Source organism: Mycolicibacterium parafortuitum (assembly GCF_010725485.1).
Lineage (GTDB): Bacteria > Actinomycetota > Actinomycetes > Mycobacteriales > Mycobacteriaceae > Mycobacterium.
Map to the genome: position 1 here is coordinate 3,406,387 of NZ_AP022598.1, position 19,537 is coordinate 3,425,923.

Annotated in this window: 16 protein-coding genes; 13 read left to right on the top strand and 3 right to left on the bottom strand. The window is 68.9% G+C overall.

The window, feature by feature from the left end:
* Nucleotides 1–489: 489 nt before the first annotated feature.
* Nucleotides 490–807: a transglycosylase family protein gene (locus NTM_RS16415; RefSeq protein WP_179963947.1), complete on the top strand. Its 318-nt coding sequence runs from the start codon at nucleotides 490–492 to the stop codon at nucleotides 805–807.
* A 194-nt stretch (nucleotides 808–1,001) separates the two neighbouring features.
* Nucleotides 1,002–1,511 carry a transglycosylase family protein gene (locus tag NTM_RS16420; protein WP_163766865.1) on the top strand — a complete coding sequence of 170 codons (510 nt, stop codon included), beginning with the start codon at nucleotides 1,002–1,004 and terminating at the stop codon, nucleotides 1,509–1,511.
* A gap of 8 nt (nucleotides 1,512–1,519) precedes the next feature.
* On the opposite strand, the gene NTM_RS16425 is transcribed toward NTM_RS16420, so the two are convergent.
* Nucleotides 1,520–2,686, bottom strand: coding sequence for an FAD-dependent oxidoreductase (locus tag NTM_RS16425; protein WP_163766866.1), 1,167 nt, complete (start codon nucleotides 2,684–2,686; stop codon nucleotides 1,520–1,522).
* A 126-nt stretch (nucleotides 2,687–2,812) separates the two neighbouring features.
* Here NTM_RS16425 and NTM_RS16430 point away from each other — a divergent pair, with 126 nt between their 5' ends.
* Genes NTM_RS16430 through NTM_RS16440 form a run of 3 tightly spaced genes read left to right on the top strand, consistent with a single transcriptional unit; the run spans nucleotide 2,813 to nucleotide 5,285 of the window.
* On the top strand, nucleotides 2,813–3,352 hold the full coding sequence (locus NTM_RS16430) for a dimethylamine monooxygenase subunit DmmA family protein (RefSeq protein WP_163766867.1): 540 nt from the start codon (nucleotides 2,813–2,815) through the stop codon (nucleotides 3,350–3,352).
* Nucleotides 3,349–4,311, top strand: a complete 963-nt coding sequence (locus NTM_RS16435) for a PDR/VanB family oxidoreductase (protein WP_163766868.1) — start codon at nucleotides 3,349–3,351, stop codon at nucleotides 4,309–4,311. The genes NTM_RS16430 and NTM_RS16435 overlap by 4 nt, the downstream gene beginning before the upstream one ends.
* Nucleotides 4,308–5,285, top strand: a complete 978-nt coding sequence (locus NTM_RS16440; RefSeq protein WP_163766869.1) for a heme-dependent oxidative N-demethylase family protein — start codon at nucleotides 4,308–4,310, stop codon at nucleotides 5,283–5,285. The genes NTM_RS16435 and NTM_RS16440 overlap by 4 nt, the downstream gene beginning before the upstream one ends.
* Nucleotides 5,286–5,431: 146 nt before the next feature.
* Here NTM_RS16440 and NTM_RS16445 read toward each other — a convergent pair whose 3' ends face one another.
* Nucleotides 5,432–5,650, bottom strand: coding sequence for a hypothetical protein (locus tag NTM_RS16445; protein WP_163766870.1), 219 nt, complete (start codon nucleotides 5,648–5,650; stop codon nucleotides 5,432–5,434).
* Nucleotides 5,651–6,988 carry an ammonium transporter gene (locus NTM_RS16450; RefSeq protein WP_163766871.1) on the bottom strand — a complete coding sequence of 446 codons (1,338 nt, stop codon included), beginning with the start codon at nucleotides 6,986–6,988 and terminating at the stop codon, nucleotides 5,651–5,653.
* Nucleotides 6,989–7,164: 176 nt separating this feature from the next.
* Between NTM_RS16450 and NTM_RS16455 the strand changes: the two genes are divergently transcribed.
* From NTM_RS16455 to rne, 8 genes are all read left to right on the top strand, one after another.
* Nucleotides 7,165–9,165 carry a S9 family peptidase gene (locus tag NTM_RS16455; RefSeq protein ID WP_163766872.1) on the top strand — a complete coding sequence of 667 codons (2,001 nt, stop codon included), beginning with the start codon at nucleotides 7,165–7,167 and terminating at the stop codon, nucleotides 9,163–9,165.
* An 11-nt stretch (nucleotides 9,166–9,176) separates the two neighbouring features.
* Complete coding sequence (locus tag NTM_RS16460) at nucleotides 9,177–10,433, top strand: saccharopine dehydrogenase family protein (RefSeq protein ID WP_163766873.1); 1,257 nt, start codon at nucleotides 9,177–9,179, stop codon at nucleotides 10,431–10,433.
* Nucleotides 10,434–10,476: 43 nt separating this feature from the next.
* Nucleotides 10,477–11,082, top strand: a complete 606-nt coding sequence (locus NTM_RS16465; protein WP_163766874.1) for a DUF937 domain-containing protein — start codon at nucleotides 10,477–10,479, stop codon at nucleotides 11,080–11,082.
* Between the two features lie 53 nt (nucleotides 11,083–11,135).
* Nucleotides 11,136–13,820, top strand: a complete 2,685-nt coding sequence (locus NTM_RS16470) for a valine--tRNA ligase (protein ID WP_163766875.1) — start codon at nucleotides 11,136–11,138, stop codon at nucleotides 13,818–13,820.
* Nucleotides 13,817–15,226, top strand: a complete 1,410-nt coding sequence (gene folC, locus NTM_RS16475) for a bifunctional tetrahydrofolate synthase/dihydrofolate synthase (protein WP_163766876.1) — start codon at nucleotides 13,817–13,819, stop codon at nucleotides 15,224–15,226. Before NTM_RS16470 ends, folC begins: the two co-directional genes overlap by 4 nt.
* Nucleotides 15,223–15,630: a DUF4233 domain-containing protein gene (locus NTM_RS16480; RefSeq protein ID WP_163766877.1), complete on the top strand. Its 408-nt coding sequence runs from the start codon at nucleotides 15,223–15,225 to the stop codon at nucleotides 15,628–15,630. Before folC ends, NTM_RS16480 begins: the two co-directional genes overlap by 4 nt.
* A gap of 10 nt (nucleotides 15,631–15,640) precedes the next feature.
* Nucleotides 15,641–16,051, top strand: coding sequence for a nucleoside-diphosphate kinase (gene ndk, locus NTM_RS16485; protein ID WP_163766878.1), 411 nt, complete (start codon nucleotides 15,641–15,643; stop codon nucleotides 16,049–16,051).
* 310 nt (nucleotides 16,052–16,361) lie between these two features.
* On the top strand, nucleotides 16,362–19,403 hold the full coding sequence (gene rne / locus NTM_RS16490; protein WP_163766879.1) for a ribonuclease E: 3,042 nt from the start codon (nucleotides 16,362–16,364) through the stop codon (nucleotides 19,401–19,403).
* Nucleotides 19,404–19,537 lie beyond the last annotated feature (134 nt).

Below are 19,537 nucleotides of genomic sequence, written 5' to 3' on the forward strand. Positions count from 1 at the left end.
AAAGGGCAAGCTTTTTCGTGCAAACGGCGCGGTGAACAAGTGTTTTGCGGTGGCCCAGCTCACAAAATGCCGGTGATTTGGCTCACTTCTGGTTTGCTCTCGCCCGACCCGACGTGGTCGGCGAAACCGATCGTTGACCTGCGTGGACGTCGGCACCCCTGCGTCGTGATCAATCCGTTATCTGTCCGCGACCTGTTCCTGACCGAGATGACTTTGGGTGGATCGGTTTGTACGGTCCATTGGAGCTTCTCAGGGAGCAAATAACTCAAAACCACTAACCAGCGTGTGAGTGGAGCCCGGAAGCCGGACCGGCTTGCTGTGGCTGCCGGGTTCACCCAACCCGGTGAGGTCCGATGCGACCTCCCCTGTTGTGCCTGACCGAGACGGCACGATCCGACCACCCCCGGCCTGCCCTGCAGGCATCACGCCCGTGTGACACCGCCGTGTCTCGCGGGTGTCGATGGCGCGCGCTCGGCGAAAGGACAGAAGTTGAAGAACATCCGCAAGACTTTCGGGCTGGCCACCATCGCCGGCGCGCTCGCCGTCGCGCCCCTGGCGCTGGCAGGCACCGCGAACGCGAACGTCGACTGGGACGCCGTGGCGGCCTGTGAATCGGGCGGTAACTGGTCCATCAACACCGGTAACGGCTACTACGGTGGCCTGCAGTTCACGATGAGCACCTGGCAGGCCAACGGCGGCACCGGCTCGCCGCACAACGCCAGCCGTGAAGAGCAGATCCGCGTGGCCAACAACGTGCTGCAGTCCCAGGGCATCGGCGCGTGGCCGACCTGCGGCGGCCGCGGCTGACCGCGCCCCCACTTCGTCGAAAGGCGGTGCCGACCACGGTCGGCACCGCCTTTTCGTCGTCGACCCAATCTCCTCAGAGACCTCTTACGTCAGATAAGCAACTACTAAAACTTTCATCTCTTCGGTAACAGGTGACTTACCTCACTCGACAGTTCGGGTAGCCGCAAGGTCATGGTCGGGGAAGGACCGCAAAGATGAACGTTCGCAAGATTGTCAGCCAGGGCCTGATGGCCGCCGCGATCTCCGGAGCGCTCGCCGTCGTGCCGATGGCGATGGACAGCACCACGGCCACCGCGCACGCCGATTCCGTCAACTGGGACGCGATCGCGCAGTGCGAGTCGGGCGGGAACTGGGCGATCAACACCGGCAACGGCCACTACGGCGGTCTTCAGTTCAAGCAGGCGACCTGGTCGGCCAACGGCGGCGCCGGGAACCCGGCCACCGCCCCGCGCCACGAGCAGATCCGTGTCGCCGAGAACGTGCTGCGCACCCAGGGGCTCAAGGCGTGGCCGAAGTGCGGCGCCAAGGGCATGGCCGCTCAGGTGTGGGGCAACCCGGCGCCGACGCAGATGCCCGCGGTCGTCCCGGCCACCGCGCCCGGCAAGGCCAACGGCTGCGCCACGATGCCGACCTCGGTGTTCGGCGGCATCGTCGACCTGCGCAAGATGTGCACCGCGCTGTTCGTCCCGCGCTCCGCGCGCTGACCGGGCGGTCAGCCGACCAGGTCGGCCGGCGTCGGCAGCACGAAGGCCGAGCGGGCTGCGATCCCGGCCAGATGGGACGTGACCACTCGTTCCGGGATCAACGCCGTCGCCCGGCTTGCCAGTCCGCCGAGCGCGGCCGGGCGAAGGTTCACCACCCGCCCGATCAACTCCGCCTCCCGCACCAGCCGCCGGACCCTGCGCTTGCGGTACGCGCCGAACCGGGAGAACGCCGTCTCGAGATCGGGCGCCAGGTCCACGAACCGGGCCAGGATCGCCGCGTCCTCGAGGGCCTGGCAGCCGCCCTGGCCGAGATGCGGCCGCATCGGGTGGGCCGCATCGCCGATCAGCACCGCCCGGCCTCGCGACCAGTGGGTCGCCTGGGCGCGGTCGTACAGATCGTTCCGCAATAGATCGGCCGGATCCGTGGCCGCGACCAACTGGGGAATCGGATCGGCCCAGCCGGCGAGTTTGGCCGTCAGATAAGCGTGCTCGCCGCCCGGAGCGGCCGACCCCTCCGGTGTGCGCTCCGTCGCGAACCAGTAGGTGTGGCTCGTGCCCAACGGCACATGGCCCACCTGGGTGCCCGGTGCCAGCGTTTCGCCGCCCAGGTCGGGGTCCAGCGGGCACGCCGCGACGCCGCGCCACGCGGTGTAGCCGACATAGCGGGTGCGCAGCGGCCCGTTCAGCGTGCGGGCGACAACGGAGTTGACGCCGTCCGCGCCGACCACCGCATCGGCCTCGCGGACCTGGCCGTCGGACAGCGTGATCCGTGCCGACGACATGGCCGCGGTCACCGCGGCCACCGCCACGCCCGCGTGCACCGAGCCGGCCGGGAGTGCGTCCCGCAGGATGTCGGTCAGTGTCGACCGGCGGACCACCACGAGCGGCTCGCCGAGGGCGTCGACGATGCGCTGCGCCGAGGGGCGGCGCACCCAGGTGCCGTCGCGCCAGCGGATCGCGCCTGCGGTGACCCGTCCGCCGGCCTCGCGCACGGCGTCGCCGAGCCCGATCGCATCGAGCGCGGCCAGCGCGTTGGGCCACAGGCTGATACCCGACCCCGAACCGACCTCGGCACGTTGTTCGATCACCGAGACCTGATGGCCCGCGCGCCGCAACGCGATGGCGGCGGACAATCCGGCGATGCCGGCGCCGATCACCGAGATGTGCGCTGACATGCCGCGACCCTATCGGGGCAGGCGTCAACTGGACGAGACAGCACAGTCACATTGCCGAAACGCGAGGCTGGTTTCCTGAAGGGCAACCCTGTCAACCTGTGGTGTACCGAAAGGTGTCATTGACTTATGAGACCTGCTCTCGAGCTCACAAGCGTGCCGCCGTGGGCCGTGACCGCGACCCGACCCCGCGCCGACACGTCCGGACGGTACTGGACCGTCATCGCCTTCGGCGCCGGCGGCGACGAGGTGGTCCGTGACTGGAGCGACGAGATCTACGCCGCCGGGCGCGAATCCGGGTTGAGGATCCACCGGGTCGACGAGCACGACGCGGACGCGGCGTGCGCTGCGCTGGTCGCCGACGTGGCCGGCGCCCGTGTCGGTTGGCGGCTGATGCTCGCCGGGCCGGCGAACGCCTGTCTACGGGTGCGCGCCACGGCACTCGACCTCGGCATCGCCGACGACGAGATCGTCGTCGCGTCCACCGAGGTCGGACTGCGCACCGTGCAGTGCGTGCACTGCCGCGCCGTCACATCGTTGCGGGCCGAACTGGAGGACGTCGTGCCGTGCGTGGGCTGCGGTCGCAATCTCGTTGTGTACTACCACGTCTCACGGCGGCAGGGTGCGCACCTCGGCTTCATGATCGATGCCGAAGAGGTGGCGTCGTGACCGCGCTGAAGCTCACCGTGGCCGCGGTCGACGATTCGATCGACGGCATCCGCACCCTGACGCTGACCCACGTCGACGGCGCCCCGCTGCCGTCGTTCACCCCGGGCAGCCACATCGTCGTCGAGTGCGAGACGACCGGCCGGCCGGCCAACGCCTATTCGCTGACCGGGGACGGGGTCGCCCCGGAGCACTACGTGATCTCGGTGCTACGCCGGGCGGACCAGCCCGTGGGTGCGGTCAGCGGATCGCAATGGATCCACGACGAACTCGCGGTCGGGGACACCCTGATCGCGCGTCCGCCGCGCAGTGCGTTCGCACCGGTCCTGCGCGCGCGCCGACATCTGTTGGTGGCGGCCGGGATCGGCATCACCCCGATGGTGTCGCACCTGCGCAGCGCGAAGCTGTGGGGCCGCGACGTCCGGCTGTACTACATCCACCGGCCGGGGCGTGACGCCTACGTCGACACGATCCGCGAACTGACCGAGTATGCGTCGATCCACACCCGGCGCGCACCGTTCGCCACCGAGATCTCGGCCGCCCTCGCCGCCCAACCTCTCGGCGCCCATCTCTACATCTGCGGACCACCCGCGTTCATCGAGTTCGTCGGCGTCACCGCCACGGCGCTGGGCTGGCCGGCGAGTCGAATCCACGTCGAGCACTTCGGTTCCGACGCCCTCGATCCCGGCGAGCCGTTCTCCGTCCAGGTGCGCTCGACCGGGGAGAGGTTCACCGTCGAACCCGGTGTCTCACTGCTGGAGGCGTTGGAGCGGCGCGGATTCGACATCCCGAACCTGTGCCGCCGAGGCGTGTGCGGTGAATGCCGGATCCCGGTGGCCGGCGGCGCCGCGATCACGCACCGCGACCTGTATCTGACCGACGACGACAAGAGGGCGGGGGACTCGCTGATGGCGTGTGTGTCGCGTGGCTGCACCGACCAGACCCTGGAGGTGGCGCTGTGATCTCGGCACCGGACCTGATCGAGACGTTCCCGTTCCCGTTCGCGGCGGACACCTACCGCTATACCACCAATGTCGAGCCCGCCGGCTCGACGGTGACCACCCCGGCGGGACGCTGGGGCGAGCGGGTTGTGGACATCGACAGCGAATACGAGGCCGAACTCGCCGAGCGCGCAGAGATTCTCGCCGCCGACCCGACCCGGTATGCGGTGCTGCCGCATATGAGGACGGCGTGCTGGGACGCGATGATGACCCTGATGCGGGAGATGGCCACCGCCTACCCGGACACGATGTCGCTGCAGCGCAACGGGGCCGGCTGGCGATGGCGCAACGACCGTCTCGGCATCACCCAGGATTTCGTGTTGGGTGACGAGTCGACCCTGCCCGCCGAACCGCTGGCCTACATCGGCGGCCAAGTCCAGGAGGACATCGTGCTGCTCGACCAGCGCGACGGCGATCTGTTCGGCGACGCCGGGGTGGTGACCTTCGCGGCCGACTGGTCGTTCGGGTTCGACGTGGGGATGACCTTTCTGGAGATCCACGGTCCGGTCCCGCGGCTGCGGCAGACCGGCGTGATCACCCGTGCCCGCGAGTTCCTGATGCGGCTGCAGCCCGGCGAGACCTACCGGCGTACCAACTGGACGCTGACCATCGACCGGCGCCTCGACGTGTCGACCGAGCGCTATCACGAGTGGGGTCCCGACCGCACCCTGATTCAGTCCGTCTCCGACGAGGAGTTCGGGCGCCGGGTGCACCTTCGGGTCGAGGTGCAGCACCTGATCCGGCTGCCCGAGTCGGGATCGATCTGCTTCCTGATCCGCACCTACCTGCTGCCGCTCGCCGATCTGGCGGCCTATGAGCCGTGGCGCGTGCGCGCCGCGGCGGTGCTCGCCGACCTGCCCGACGACATGGCCGATTACAAGGGCATCATCGCCTACCGCGACCGCGCGGTCGCCTGGCTTCAGAACGCGGACTGAATCCCGCACCGAATGTACGGTTTCTGATCGGATTCGAACACGAACCCGACAGAAACCGTGCATTCGGCGTGCGATCCGACCCTGACCGTTTGACACGAAATCGCCCGGATCCATTCGGATCCGGGCGATTTCGTCGTTTGGCGTGATCAGTAGGTGGTTGGTTCGCCTTCGGCCGCAGGTCCCGGCTCCACCGGCTGGTGCTCGATGATCGCCTTGTATGCGTGGTTCTCGTGCTGGACCATCCGGACGAAGAAGCCGATGAACACCACGAGCGCAAGGATGAAGACGAGCCATACTCCGAGTGAGAATCCCCCGAAGGTGAACACCACACCCGCGTCGTCGTAACTGTCGATGGGACTGAACATTTACCTGACCTCCTCGCCGACTGCCAGAACCGCGGTGCCACTGCTCGACCGCATGGTCGTGACCGGGATGCCCTCCGGGTACGGCGTCGCGGGCACCTCGCTCAGGTCGAGACCCTGCTCTTCGACCGCCTTCGGAATGCGCAACAGACCAACCTTCTTCAGCCCAAGCGACACGAAGAAGGCCGGAATGAAGCCGAGTGCGGCGAACACGATCGCCCCGACCGCCTGGCCCCACAGCGACACCGAGGGATTGCCGTCGGTGTTGGGGTAGCCGGACAGGAAGATGCCCGCCATCAGCACCGAGTACAGACCGATTCCGCCGTGCACCGAGACCGCGCCCACCACGTCGTCGATCTTGAACTTCTCCAACAGCTTTCCGATGTAGGGAGCGATGCAGCCGGCGCCGAACGCGATCAGGAAGCCCAGGGCAGGGTGGTAGAGATCCATTCCGGACGCCACGCCGATCACACCGCACAGGCCACCGGAAATGGTCCAGAACGGTTCACCACGAGAGGTCAGATATGCGCCGATGATGCCACCGGCCAGACCCATCAGCGTGTTGAAGGCGAACGCACTCAGCGTCGTCGGGCTGGCGTAGATCGTGGCGTAGCCGTCGCCGGCGTAGATGACGCAGCCCATCAGGAAGCCGAAGAAGCCGGTGAAGATCAGCATCAGGCCCAGCATCGTCAGCGGCAGGTTGTGCGGCCGGATCGTCACGGGCTTGCCGTCAGGCAGGAACCGCCCGATGCGCGGACCGAGGTTGATCAGGATGCCCAGCGTTGCGAAGCCGGCGATCATGTGCACGCAGCCGGCGGCGCCGACGTCGTGGAAGCCGAGCTTGGTGAGCATCCAGCCGGCGCCATGCCAGCCCCACGCCGCACCGATGATCCACGTGACGGAGCCGACCATCACGGTCAAGACGAGGAAGCCGCTGGTCCGGATACGTTCCAGCACAGCGCCCGACATGATCGAGCCGGTGGTCGCCGCGAACAGCGCGAAGGCGCCCCAGAAGATGCCGCTGGCCGGGTCCTGGACGTTCGGGCCCATGTTGTCGCTCCACGGCAGCGCCGCCTTGGCCGCATCGTTGAACTCGATGAAGCCACTGGGCATCGCGTTGTAGAGGAACCAGCCGACGAAGTAGAACGACGCCACGATGGTGGCGAATGCCAACAGGTTCTTCATCGCCGTCGCCAGAACGTTCTTCGATCGCGAGGCGCCCACTTCGTAGGCGAGGAATCCCGCGTGGATGAGCATCATCAAAGCGATGGACATCCAGTAGAAGAATTCATTGTTGACGGACGCCATCGTTGCGAGTGCGTCCTCCACTTCAGGTGTCAAAGGAACCTCCGCCGTGTGGGTTGACTGACATGCCCCGAGCCGCCGCGTTTATTCGTAGTGTCCTCGAGGTACTGATGGTGTACGAGGGTTGACGCTAACCGTGGGAATGTGTCCCACCTGTCAAGGCGAGTTAATTCCGTGTGAAGTCGTGCCGTGGGCTGTGTTACGAAGAAGGCATGGCCGCTCATCCGGACGCGAATCCGGTCTCCAGCACACCGTTTCACGACCTCGACGAGTTCTTGTCCCTGCCCCGGGTCTCGGGACTGGCGGTGTCGCCCGACGGCGACCGGGTCGTGACGACGGTCGCGACGCTCGACGACAAGCGCGTCGAGTTCGTCAGCGCGCTGTGGGAACTCGACCCGACGGGACGTCGACCGGCCCGGCGGATCACCCACGGCAGGACGGGGGAGTCGGCTCCGGTGTTCACCGCCGACGGCGATCTGTTCTTCCTGGCCTCCCGGCCGGGCGCCGGTGAGGACAAGCCGCCCAAGGCTTTGTGGTGCCTGCCCGCCTCGGGCGGGGAAGCCTATCAGGTGTGCGCGATGCCCGGCGGCGTCGACGGCGTGGTGTCGGCGGGCGGCGCGACCGTGCTGGCCTCGTCGATGCTGCCGTCGGCCACCGACCTCGACGCCGACGAGAAGCTGCGTGCCGCGCGCAAGGACAACAAGGTGTCGGCGATCCTGCACGCCGGATACCCGGTGCGGTCCTGGGATCACGACATCGGGCCCGCGCAGACCCACCTGTTCCACGCCGACGGCGGCACCCGCCGCGATCTCACCGCCGGTCCCGCGGATGCACTGCGCGACAGCCACTTCGACGTCAGCCGTGACGGCGCCTTCGTGGTCACGTCCTGGAACGCCGCGGCACCGGGGGCGGCCCTGCGCAGCGTCCTGGTCCGGATCGACGTGGCCACCGGTGAGCGTGTCGTGATCGCCGACGATCCCGGCGCCGACCTCGGGTTCCCGGCGATCGCGCCGGACGGACGGTCGGTGGCCTACCTGCGGGAGACCCTGTCCACGCCGCATCAGGCACCCCGGATCACGTTGGGGCTGCTGCGTTTCGGCGGAGAACCGCGCGAGCTGACCGGCGACTGGGACCGCTGGCCCACCTCGGTGGCCTGGTCCCGCGACGGCTCGATGCTGATCGTCACCGCCGACGACAACGGGCGCGGGCCGATATTCGGGGTGGACCCGCAGACCGCTGCGGTGAGCGCCGTCGTCGCCGACGATCACACCTACTCCGACGTGCGCACCGCGCCCGGGGGAGTGCTGTTCGCACTGCGCAGCTCCTACGCGACGCCACCGCATCCGGTCCGGATCGACCCGGACGGAGCGGTGACCGTCCTGGATTGCGTTGCGCACCCGGAACTTCCGGGAACCCTCACCGAGATCACCACCACGGCAGAGGACGGGACGCCGGTCCGGTCGTGGCTGGTGCTACCCGCCGGTGAGGAACCCGCGCCGCTGGTGCTGTGGATCCACGGCGGCCCCCTGGGCAGCTGGAACGCCTGGCACTGGCGCTGGAATCCGTGGCTGATGGCCGCGCAGGGGTATGCGGTGCTGCTGCCCGACCCGGCGCTGTCCACCGGGTACGGACAGGACTTCATCCAACGCGGCTGGGGGGCATGGGGTTTCGCACCGTATACCGATCTGATGGCGGCCACCGACGCCGCATGCGCGCATCCGAGGGTGGACGGCACCCGCGCCGCGGCGATGGGTGGTTCGTTCGGTGGGTACATGGCCAACTGGATCGCCGGTCACACCGACCGCTTCGCCGCGATCGTGACCCACGCCGGCCTGTGGGCGCTCGACCAGTTCGGCGGCACCACCGACGGCAGCTACTGGTGGGCCAGGGAGATGACCCCGGAGATGACGAGTGCGAACTCACCGCACCTGTTCGTCGCCGACATCACCGCCCCGATGCTGGTCATCCACGGCGACAAGGACTACCGCGTGCCGATCGGTGAGGCGCTGCGGCTGTGGTACGACCTGCTCAGCCGTTCGGCGCTGCCCGCCGCCGATGACGGCTCGACCGAGCACCGGTTCCTGTACTTCCCGTCGGAGAACCACTGGGTGCTCAGCCCGCAGCACGCCAAGCTCTGGTACCAGGTGGTGCTCGCGTTCCTCGGCAGGCACGTGCTCGGCGAGGACAGCGAGGTGCCCGAACTGCTCGGGTAGCGTCGGCGGACATGAGTGGAAACCAGCGCGACCACGACATCGTCCTGTACGGAGCCACCGGATTCGTCGGGAAACTCACCGCGCAGTACCTGGCCACGGCGGGCAGCGGTGCCCGGATCGCGCTGGCCGGCCGCTCCACCGACAAGTTGCTCGCCGTGCGCGACTCGCTCGGCGAGGCGGCGCAGGACTGGCCTCTGATCGCCGCCGACGCGTCGCAGCCGTCGACCCTCAACGAGATGGCGGCCGGCACCCGTGTCGTGATCACCACGGTCGGCCCCTACCTGCGCTACGGACTGCCGCTGGTGGCCGCCTGCGCGGCCGCGGGCACCGACTACGCCGACCTGACCGGTGAGAGTCTGTTCGTCCGCAAGGCCATCGACCAGTACCACGAGCAGGCCGTCGAGACCGGGGCGCGCATCGTGAACGCGTGCGGGTTCGATTCCATCCCGTCCGATCTGACGGTGTTCGCGCTGTACCGGCAGGCGCAGCAGGACGGCACCGGCGAGCTCACCGACACCAACTTCGTCGCGAGGACCTTCGCCGGCGGCGTCTCGGGCGGCACCATGGCGTCGATGCTCGAGTTCGTCCGGGAAGCCGCGCAGGATCCCGACGGACGGCGACTGGTCGAGGATCCGTACACGCTGAGCCCGGACCGGGCCGCCGAACCCGAACTCGGCGCCCAACCCGACGCCCGGTGGCGGCGTGGCCGTGAGATCGCCCCCGAGCTCGACGGCTACTGGGTCGGTGCGTTCCCGATGGCGCTGCCCAACTCACGGATCGTGCGACGAAGCAACGCGCTGCTCGGCTACGGCTACGGCCGGCGCTTCGAGTACGGCGAGCAGATGAGCCTGGGCCGCTCGGTGGCCGCACCGGTGCTCGCGGCGATGGCGACGGCGGGCAACGCCGCCACCATCGGACTCGGAACCCGGTTCATCGACCGGGTGCCGCGCGGTGTGCTCGAGCGTGTCCTGCCCAAGCCGGGCACCGGACCCGACGAACGCACCCGCGAAAAGGGCCACTACACCGTCGAGACGTACACCACGACCAGCACGGGCGCGCGCTACGTTGCCCGGATGTCGCAGCAGGGCGACCCCGGGTACAAGGCCACCGCGGTGCTGCTCGGCGAGAGCGGCCTGGCGCTCGCGCTGGACCGCGACAAGCTGTCCGACCTGCGCGGGATCCTGACCCCGGCGGCCGCGATGGGCGATGCGCTGCTGGCCCGATTCCCCGCCGCCCAGGTCCGGCTCGACGTCACGCGATTGACCTAGCCGAAGTCTTCCGGGCGCCTGTCGGCGGGTCTACCGTCGGATCATGGCCGACCTCGATGAGCTCTACGCGCAGATTCCGACACAGCAGATCGCGCAGCGGCTGGGCGCGGACGAGAACGAGGTCAGCAGCGCGGTCAAAACACTGCTGCCGGTGCTCGTCGGCGGGCTGCAATACAACGCCGCGGACCCCGGCGCCGCGGCAGGCATCGCCGCCGCGGCCGACAATCACGCCGCCAGCGGCCTGCTCGACGGCGGCGTCGACGTCGACCAGGTCGACGAGACCGACGGGTCCAAGGCGATCACCAAGATCTTCGGCGGCAACGACACCGGTCAGGTGGCTTCGGCGCTGTCCGGTGGCGGCGCCGGGAACAGCGAGCTGATCGACAAGCTGCTCCCGATCCTCGCGCCGATCGTGCTCGCCTACATCGGCAGGAAGCTGTCCGGCGGGCAGAGCGCGCCGTCGGGTCAGTCCGGTGGCGGACTCGGTGACATCCTCGGCGGAATCCTGGGTGGCGGGAACAGCGGCGGGCAGGGCGCGGGTGGCGGAGGCGACAACCCGCTGGGCAGCATTCTGGGCAGCGTGCTCGGCGGGGACAAGGGCGGACCGCTCGGCGACATCCTGGGCGGTCTGCTGGGCGGGCGAAAGTAGGCGGTCCGTCGGGCGCGACCGAACCACCCGCAGGGACTTCCTAGAATGGCGCGGTGACTTCCCAGCCCAACTCCGACGGTGACGCGCGCAGCGTCCCCGAGCTCGACTCCCTGCCCAAGTCCTGGGATCCGGGGGCGGTAGAGAGCGATCTGTACGACGGCTGGGTCAAGGCCGGCTACTTCACCGCCGACCCCGCAAGCGACAAGCCGGCGTACTCGATCGTGCTGCCGCCGCCCAATGTGACCGGCAGCCTGCACATGGGCCACGCGCTGGACCACACCCTGATGGACGCGCTGACCCGGCGCAAGCGCATGCAGGGCTTCGAGGTGCTGTGGCTGCCCGGGATGGACCACGCCGGTATCGCCACCCAGACGCTGGTCGAGAAGCAGCTGGCCGCCGACGGCAAGACCAAGGAAGACCTCGGCCGCGAGCAGTTCATCGAGAAGGTGTGGGACTGGAAGCGCGAGTCCGGCGGCACCATCGGGGCGCAGATGCGCCGCATCGGCGACGGGGTCGACTGGAGCCGCGACCGGTTCACGATGGACGAGACGCTGTCGCGCGCCGTCCGCACGATCTTCAAGCGGCTCTTCGACGCCGGGCTGATCTACCAGGCCGAGCGGCTGGTCAACTGGTCCCCGGTGCTGGAGACCGCGATCTCCGACCTCGAGGTCAAGTACGAGGACGTCGAGGGTGAGCTGGTGTCGTTCCGGTACGGCTCGATGGACGACGCCGAACCGCACATCGTCGTCGCCACCACCCGGCTGGAGACGATGCTCGCCGACACCGCGATCGCGGTGCACCCCGACGACGACCGCTACCGCCACCTCGTCGGCACGACGCTGCCGCACCCGTTCCTCGACACCGAGCTCATCGTCGTCGCCGACTCGCACGTCGACCCCGAATTCGGTACGGGCGCAGTCAAGGTCACCCCGGCACACGACCCCAACGACTTCGAGATCGGCCTGCGACACCAGCTGCCGATGCCGACGATGCTCGACACCAAGGGCCGCGTCGCGGGCACCGGCACGCAGTTCGACGGCATGGACCGCTTCGCGGCGCGGGTCGCGGTGCGGGAGGCGCTCGCCGCCCAGGGCCGCATCGTCGCCGAGAAGCGGCCGTACCTGCACAGCGTCGGGCACTCCGAGCGCAGCGGTGAGCCGATCGAACCCCGGCTCAGCCTGCAGTGGTGGGTCAAGGTGGAGTCGCTGGCCAAGGCTGCCGGCGATGCGGTTCGCAACGGCGACACCGTGATTCACCCGGCAAGCCTGGAACCGCGGTGGTTCGCCTGGGTGGACAACATGCACGACTGGTGCATCTCGCGCCAGCTGTGGTGGGGCCACCGCATCCCGATCTGGCACGGCCCCAACGGCGAGACCGTGTGCGTCGGCCCCGACGAGACCCCGCCGGAGGGCTGGGAACAGGACCCGGACGTGCTGGACACCTGGTTCAGCTCCGCGCTGTGGCCGTTCTCGACGATGGGTTGGCCGGACCGTACCCCCGAGTTGGAGAAGTTCTATCCGACGACGGTGCTGGTGACCGGGTACGACATCCTGTTCTTCTGGGTGGCCCGGATGATGATGTTCGGCACCTTCGTCGGCGACGACGCGGCGATCACCGGCGACGGCGCCCGGGGTGCGCAGGTGCCGTTCGAGAACGTGTTCCTGCACGGCCTGATCCGCGACGAGTTCGGCCGCAAGATGAGCAAGTCGCGCGGCAACGGCATCGACCCGCTGGACTGGGTGGAGACCTTCGGCGCCGACGCGCTGCGGTTCACCCTGGCCCGCGGCGCCAGCCCGGGCGGCGATCTCGCGATCGGTGAGGACCACGCCCGCGCGTCCCGCAACTTCGCGACGAAGCTGTTCAACGCCACCCGGTTCGCACTGCTCAACGGGGCCAGCCCGGCCCCGTTGCCGCCGGCCGCCGAACTGACCGACGCCGACCGGTGGATCCTGGGCAGGCTCGAAGAAGTCCGCGCCGACGTCGACGCCGCCCTGGACGCCTACGAGTTCAACCGGGCCTGCGAGGCGCTCTACCACTTCGCGTGGGACGAGTTCTGCGACTGGTACCTGGAGTTGGCGAAAGTGCAACTCGGCCAGGAAGAGGCACGCACCGCTCGCACTACAGCGGTGCTCGCCGCGGTGCTGGACACACTGCTCAAGCTGCTGCACCCGGTGATGCCGTTCGTCACCGAGGTGCTGTGGAAGACGCTGACCGGCGGTGAGTCGCTGGTGATCGCGGATTGGCCGAAGCCAAGCGGTTTCGCGCCCGATCATGCTGCGGCGCAACGGATCACCGACATGCAGAAGCTGATCACCGAGGTGCGCCGGTTCCGCAGCGACCAAGGGCTGGCCGACCGGCAGAAGGTGCCTGCCCGGCTGTCGGAGGTGACGGCCGCGGGTCTGGACGCCCACGTGCCCGCCGTCACCGCGCTGGCCTGGCTGACCCCACCCGCCGACGGATTCACCCCATCGGCCTCGGTCGAGGTGCGGCTGTCCTCGGCCACGGTCGTGGTCGAGGTGGACACCTCCGGCACCGTCGACGTCGACGCCGAACGCCGCAGGCTGGAAAAGGACCTCGCCGCCGCCGAGAAAGAGCTGGCCGGCACGTCGGCGAAACTCGGCAACGACGCGTTCCTGGCCAAGGCGCCCGAGGCGGTCGTCGACAAGATCAGGGCGCGTCGGCAGATCGCCGGTGAGGAAGTGGAACGGATCAAGGCGCGGCTGGCCGCACTCTCATGACCGAACCCACGCCCGACGAGGTCGCCGCCCTGCTGCAGGTCGAGCATCTGCTCGACCAACGCTGGCCGGAAACCAAGATCGAGCCGAGCACCAGCCGGATCTCGGCGCTGCTGGAGATGCTCGGATCGCCGCAGCAGGGTTATCCGTCGATCCACATCGGCGGGACCAACGGCAAGACCTCGGTCGCGCGGATGGTCGACGCGCTGCTGACCGCGTTCTCCCGGCGCACCGGGCGCACCATCAGCCCGCACCTGCAATCGGCCGTCGAGCGCATCTCCATCGACGGTGTGCCGATCAGCCCGGCGACCTACGTGGACACCTACCGCGAGATCGAACCGTTCGTCGAGCTCGTCGACCAGCAGTCCGAGGGCGCAGGCGGACCCAAGATGAGCAAGTTCGAGGTCGTCACCGCGATGGCGTTCGCCGCGTTCGCCGACGCACCGGTCGACGTGGCCGTGGTCGAGGTCGGGCTCGGCGGACGGTGGGACGCCACCAACGTCGTCAACGCGCCCGTCGCCGTCATCACCCCGATCGGGCTGGACCACGTCGACTATCTCGGCGGCACCGTCGCCGAGATCGCGGCGGAGAAGGCGGGCATCATCACCCGCCAGGCCGACGATCTGGTCCCGACCGACACCGTCGCCGTCATCGCCCGCCAGGTGCCCGAGGCGATGGAGGTTCTGCTCGCCCAGGCGGTGCGCGCCGATGCCGCGGTCGCCCGCGAGGACTCGGAGTTCGCCGTCGTCGGCCGCCAGGTCGCCATCGGTGGTCAGCTTCTCGAGCTGCAGGGCCTCGGGGGTTTGTATCCGGAGATCTTCCTGCCGCTGCACGGCGAGCACCAGGCCCGCAACGCGGTGCTCGCCCTGGCGGCTGTCGAGGCGTTCTTCGGGGCGGGCGCGCAGCGTCAGCTCGACCTCGACACCGTGCGAGCCGGATTCGCCTCGGTCACCTCGCCCGGGCGACTGGAGCGGATGCGCAGCGCACCAACGGTTTTCATCGATGCCGCGCACAACCCGGCCGGGGCGGCGGCGCTGTCGGAGACGTTGCGCGACGAGTTCGACTTCCGCTTCCTGGTCGGTGTCGTCTCGGTGATGGGGGACAAGGACGTCGACGGCATCCTGGCCGCGCTCGAACCGGTGCTGGACCAGATCGTGGTGACCCACAACGGATCCCCGCGAGCGCTTGAGGCGGCTGCGATGGCCGTCAAGGCCGAGGAGCTCTTCGGGCCCGAGCGGGTCGTCACCGCGGAGACCCTCCCGGACGCGATCGAGACCGCGACTGCGCTGGTCGAGGAGTCCGGCAGTGACGGTGACGCCGCAGGGATGAGCGGCGCCGGGATCGTCATCACCGGATCGGTGGTCACCGCCGGTGCGGCGCGCACGCTGTTCGGAAAGGACCCCGCATGAGCGAGCAACCGCCGCAACCCGCCGCAGGCCCACCGCCGGATCCGTGGAAGAGCTTCCGTGGCGTGATGGCGGGGACGCTGATCCTGGAGGCCATCGTCGTGCTGCTGGCGCTGCCGGTGGTCGGCGCCGTCGGTCCGGGCCTGACCGTCTGGACGACCACCTATGTGCTGGGCGTCGCGGTGCTGCTGGTGCTCCTGGCCGGGGTGCAGGGCCGCCCGTGGGCGCTGTGGGCCAACCTCGGGATTCAGCTGCCGCTCGTGGCGGGCTGGTTCCTCTATCCCGGCATCGGTTTCATCGGGTTGCTGTTCGTCGTGGTGTGGCTGCTCATCGCCTACCTGCGCGCGGAGGTGCTGCGCCGGCAGAAGCGGGGCCTGCTTCCGGGGCAGCGTCCCGATCCCCGATAGGCTGTCCTGCGTGACTGAGCGAACTCTCGTACTGATCAAGCCCGACGGTGTGCAGCGCCGCCTCATCGGAGAGATCATCAGCCGAATCGAAGCCAAAGGCCTGGCGATCGCCGCCCTGGAGCTGAAGAACGTCAGCGACGAAACCGCCCGCGCGCATTACGCCGAACACGAGGGCAAGCCGTTCTTCCCGTCGCTGCTGGAGTTCATCACCTCCGGCCCGGTGGTCGCGGCCGTACTCGAAGGTCCGCGGGCGATCGCGGCGTTCCGGCAACTCGCCGGCGGCACCGATCCCGTCGAGAAGGCCACCCCCGGCACCATCCGGGGTGACCTGGGCCTGGAGACGCAGATCAACCTGGTCCACGGCTCTGATTCGCCGGATTCCGCGGCCCGCGAAATCGCCCTCTGGTTCCCCGAGCTCTGAGCCCGGATCGCCCGGCCGACCCCGGCCTTCTCGGATCACTCTCCGAGGTGTGGGATAATGGTCGAGGGTGACCGGCCTTACAACCCGGGCCGAGCACCCGAATGAAGACTTCGACGAGCGCGACCACCGTCTACCCACGGTGCGGCGCAGACCGTCCAGCCATCATTCAGACAGGCACCGAGATCGTTCTTTCGGGATCACTCGGAGCGAGACCATTACAAGTCCGGGAGTTGGTAGCCCGGATACACAACAGAAGCCCTCGCGTGGCCGCGTCAGCTAATCGACGCGCCCGGGGGCTTGAGGAGAATACGTGGCTGACAATGAGCAGAATCAAGATCCGAACCACGACCCCGCGGAAGCGCCTCAGCAGATAGCCGAGCCGCCCGTCGAAGCCCCCGCGGCTCCGACGCCGGAGAAGCTCAGGGTGCACTCACTGGCCCGGGTGCTGGGCACCACGAGCCGCCGGATCATCGACGCGCTCGTCGAACTCGACGGCCGCGCCCGCAGCGCGCACTCGACGGTGGGCCGCGAAGAGGCCGACCGGGTGCGCGAGGTGCTGGCGGCCCCCGACCCGGAGCCGGCCCCCACCGAGATCGCCACGGATGCGGTGGAAAGTCAGACGGCTCCGGCCGAAGAGCCGGTGACCGAGGCTCCTGTTGCCGAAGCGCCCGCCGCCGAGGCTCCTGCCGAGGAAGAGCCCGCAGCTCAGGCTCCCGCCGAGGAGGCTCCCGCCGAGGAGGAGCCCGAATCCCGGCTCATCCTGGAGACCCCCGAGACCCGCGCGGTCGCCGAACCCGCCGACTACCTGCCGCTGTTCGTCGCGCCGCAGCCGGTCCGCTTCGACGACCACGACCACGACGACGACAGCGATGACGACGACGCCACCGACGGCGCCGACGATGACGCCGACGACTCCGATTCGGACTCCGACGACCAGTCCGGCCGGCCCGCCGCCAAACGCCGCCGGCGCGGACGGCGCGGACGCGGCCGTGGCCGCGGTGAGCAGAACGGTGACGAGGCCGCCACCGATGCGGACACCGACGGCGACACCGAGGCCGAGCAGTCGCCGTCCGGTGAGGCCGCCGATGATCAGGACGACGACAACGGTGACGACGAGGCCCCGTCCGGCGACGGCGCCACCCGCCGGCGTCGGCGCAGGCGCCGCCGTAAGTCCGGGTCCGATGACGACGGCGACGCCAGCGGTTCCCCCGACGATCCGCCCAACACCGTCGTCCACGAGCGTGAACCCCGTAAATCGGGACGGTCGGACAAGGGCGACAAGAACGACGAGATCCAGGGCATCAGCGGGTCCACCCGACTTGAGGCCAAGCGCCAGCGCCGCCGCGACGGACGCGACGCGGGCCGGCGGCGGCCGCCGATCCTGTCCGAGGCCGAGTTCCTGGCCCGCCGCGAGGCCGTCGAACGCACGATGGTCATCCGCGACAAGGTGCGTACCGAACCGCCGCACGAAGGCTCCCGCTACACCCAGATCGCGGTCCTCGAAGACGGTGTGGTCGTCGAGCACTTCGTGACCTCGGCGGCGTCGGCATCCCTGGTCGGCAACATCTACCTGGGCATCGTGCAGAACGTGCTGCCGTCGATGGAGGCGGCGTTCGTCGACATCGGCCGCGGCCGCAACGGTGTGCTCTACGCAGGCGAGGTCAATTGGGAGGCCGCCGGCCTCGGCGGTGCCCAGCGCAAGATCGAACAGGCCCTCAAGCCCGGTGACTACGTCGTGGTCCAGGTCAGCAAGGACCCCGTCGGACACAAAGGCGCCCGGCTGACCACCCAGGTGTCGCTGGCCGGCCGCTACCTGGTGTACGTGCCGGGGGCGTCGTCGACCGGGATCAGCCGCAAGCTGCCCGACACCGAACGGCAACGCCTCAAGGAGATCCTCAAAGAGGTCGTCCCGTCCGATGCCGGCGTGATCATCCGGACCGCCTCCGAAGGCGTGAAGGAAGAGGACATCCGCACCGACGTCGAGCGGCTGCAGAAGCGCTGGAGTGAGATCGAGGCCAAGGCCGCCGAGGTCACCCAGAAGAAGGCCGGCGCCGCGGTCGCGCTCTACGAAGAGCCCGATGTGCTGGTCAAGGTCATCCGCGACCTGTTCAACGAGGACTTCTCCGGGCTGATCGTGTCGGGTGACGACGCGTGGAAGACCATCAGCGACTACGTCACCGCCGTCGCCCCCGAGCTGCTGCCCCGGATGACGAAGTACGAGCCCGCGAGCCCGGACGGACCCGACGTGTTCGCGGTGCACCGCATCGACGAGCAGCTGGCCAAGGCGATGGACCGCAAGGTGTGGCTGCCGTCGGGCGGCACGCTGGTCATCGACCGCACCGAGGCCATGACGGTGATCGACGTCAACACCGGCAAGTTCACCGGTTCCGGGGGCAACCTGGAACAGACCGTCACGCGCAACAACCTCGAAGCCGCCGAGGAGACCGTCCGGCAGCTGCGGCTGCGCGATATCGGCGGCATCATCGTCATCGACTTCATCGACATGGTGCTCGAATCCAACCGGGACCTGGTGTTGCGTCGCCTCACCGAGGCGCTGGCCCGCGACCGCACCCGGCATCAGGTTTCGGAGGTGACGTCGCTCGGGTTGGTTCAGCTGACCAGGAAGCGGCTCGGCACCGGACTGATCGAGGCGTTCTCGACGACGTGCACGCACTGCGCAGGCCGCGGCATCGTGCTGCACGGCGATCCGATCGACTCCGCACCGAGTTCGGGTGGGCGCAAGGCCGACTCCGGCAACGGGGGCGGCGGTGGCGGTGGCGGTGGACGCCGCGGTAAGCGCGGTAAGCGCGGAGCCAAGGCCGACCCCGAGGTCCAGGTCACGAAGGTGCCGGCCCACCTGCCCGGGGACCATCCGATGTTCAAGGCGATGGCGGCGGCCAACGGCAAGCACGAGGACGACGAGGACGGCGACGACACCACGCCGACCGACGAGATCAACGAGCTCGACGACGACACGACTCCGGTGCCGACCGACGACACCGACGACGAGTTCGGTGACGACACCGACTCGGAGGACGAGGACGCCGACACCGAGGACGATGACACCGAGGACGACGACACCGAGGACGACGACACCGACGAGATCGACCTCGATGACGACGACGATGACGACGAAGACGACGACCTGGAAGATCTCGACGACTCCGATGAGGACGACGACGCGGATGAGGAAGACGACTCCGAGGACGACGACTCCGACGATGATGATGAGGACGACGAGTACTCCGACGACGAGGACGACGACGAGGATGAACCCATAGTCGCTGCTCCGGTGGGCAGGCAACGCAGGCGCGCGGCTGCGCGTCCGGCGGGCCCACCCAGCCGCGACTGAGCGGTTTGACCCTCTACCCGCTGGTCACGTACCCTTGACCAGTTGTCTCCAGGGCCTGCCCACAGCCGGCCGGAGACGGGACGAGATCCCGCACCAAGACCCGCACGCACACCCCGGTGATGCGCGCCCGCACG

Coding starts and splice junctions, on each gene's coding strand:
- NTM_RS16465 (WP_163766874.1), top strand. CDS start 10,477: ATGGCCGACCTCGATGAGCTCTACGCGCAGATTCCGACACAGCAGATC.
- folC (WP_163766876.1), top strand. CDS start 13,817: ATGACCGAACCCACGCCCGACGAGGTCGCCGCCCTGCTGCAGGTCGAG.
- NTM_RS16445 (WP_163766870.1), bottom strand. CDS start 5,650: ATGTTCAGTCCCATCGACAGTTACGACGACGCGGGTGTGGTGTTCACC.
- NTM_RS16420 (WP_163766865.1), top strand. CDS start 1,002: ATGAACGTTCGCAAGATTGTCAGCCAGGGCCTGATGGCCGCCGCGATC.
- NTM_RS16455 (WP_163766872.1), top strand. CDS start 7,165: ATGGCCGCTCATCCGGACGCGAATCCGGTCTCCAGCACACCGTTTCAC.
- NTM_RS16460 (WP_163766873.1), top strand. CDS start 9,177: ATGAGTGGAAACCAGCGCGACCACGACATCGTCCTGTACGGAGCCACC.
- NTM_RS16480 (WP_163766877.1), top strand. CDS start 15,223: ATGAGCGAGCAACCGCCGCAACCCGCCGCAGGCCCACCGCCGGATCCG.
- NTM_RS16425 (WP_163766866.1), bottom strand. CDS start 2,686: ATGTCAGCGCACATCTCGGTGATCGGCGCCGGCATCGCCGGATTGTCC.
- NTM_RS16430 (WP_163766867.1), top strand. CDS start 2,813: ATGAGACCTGCTCTCGAGCTCACAAGCGTGCCGCCGTGGGCCGTGACC.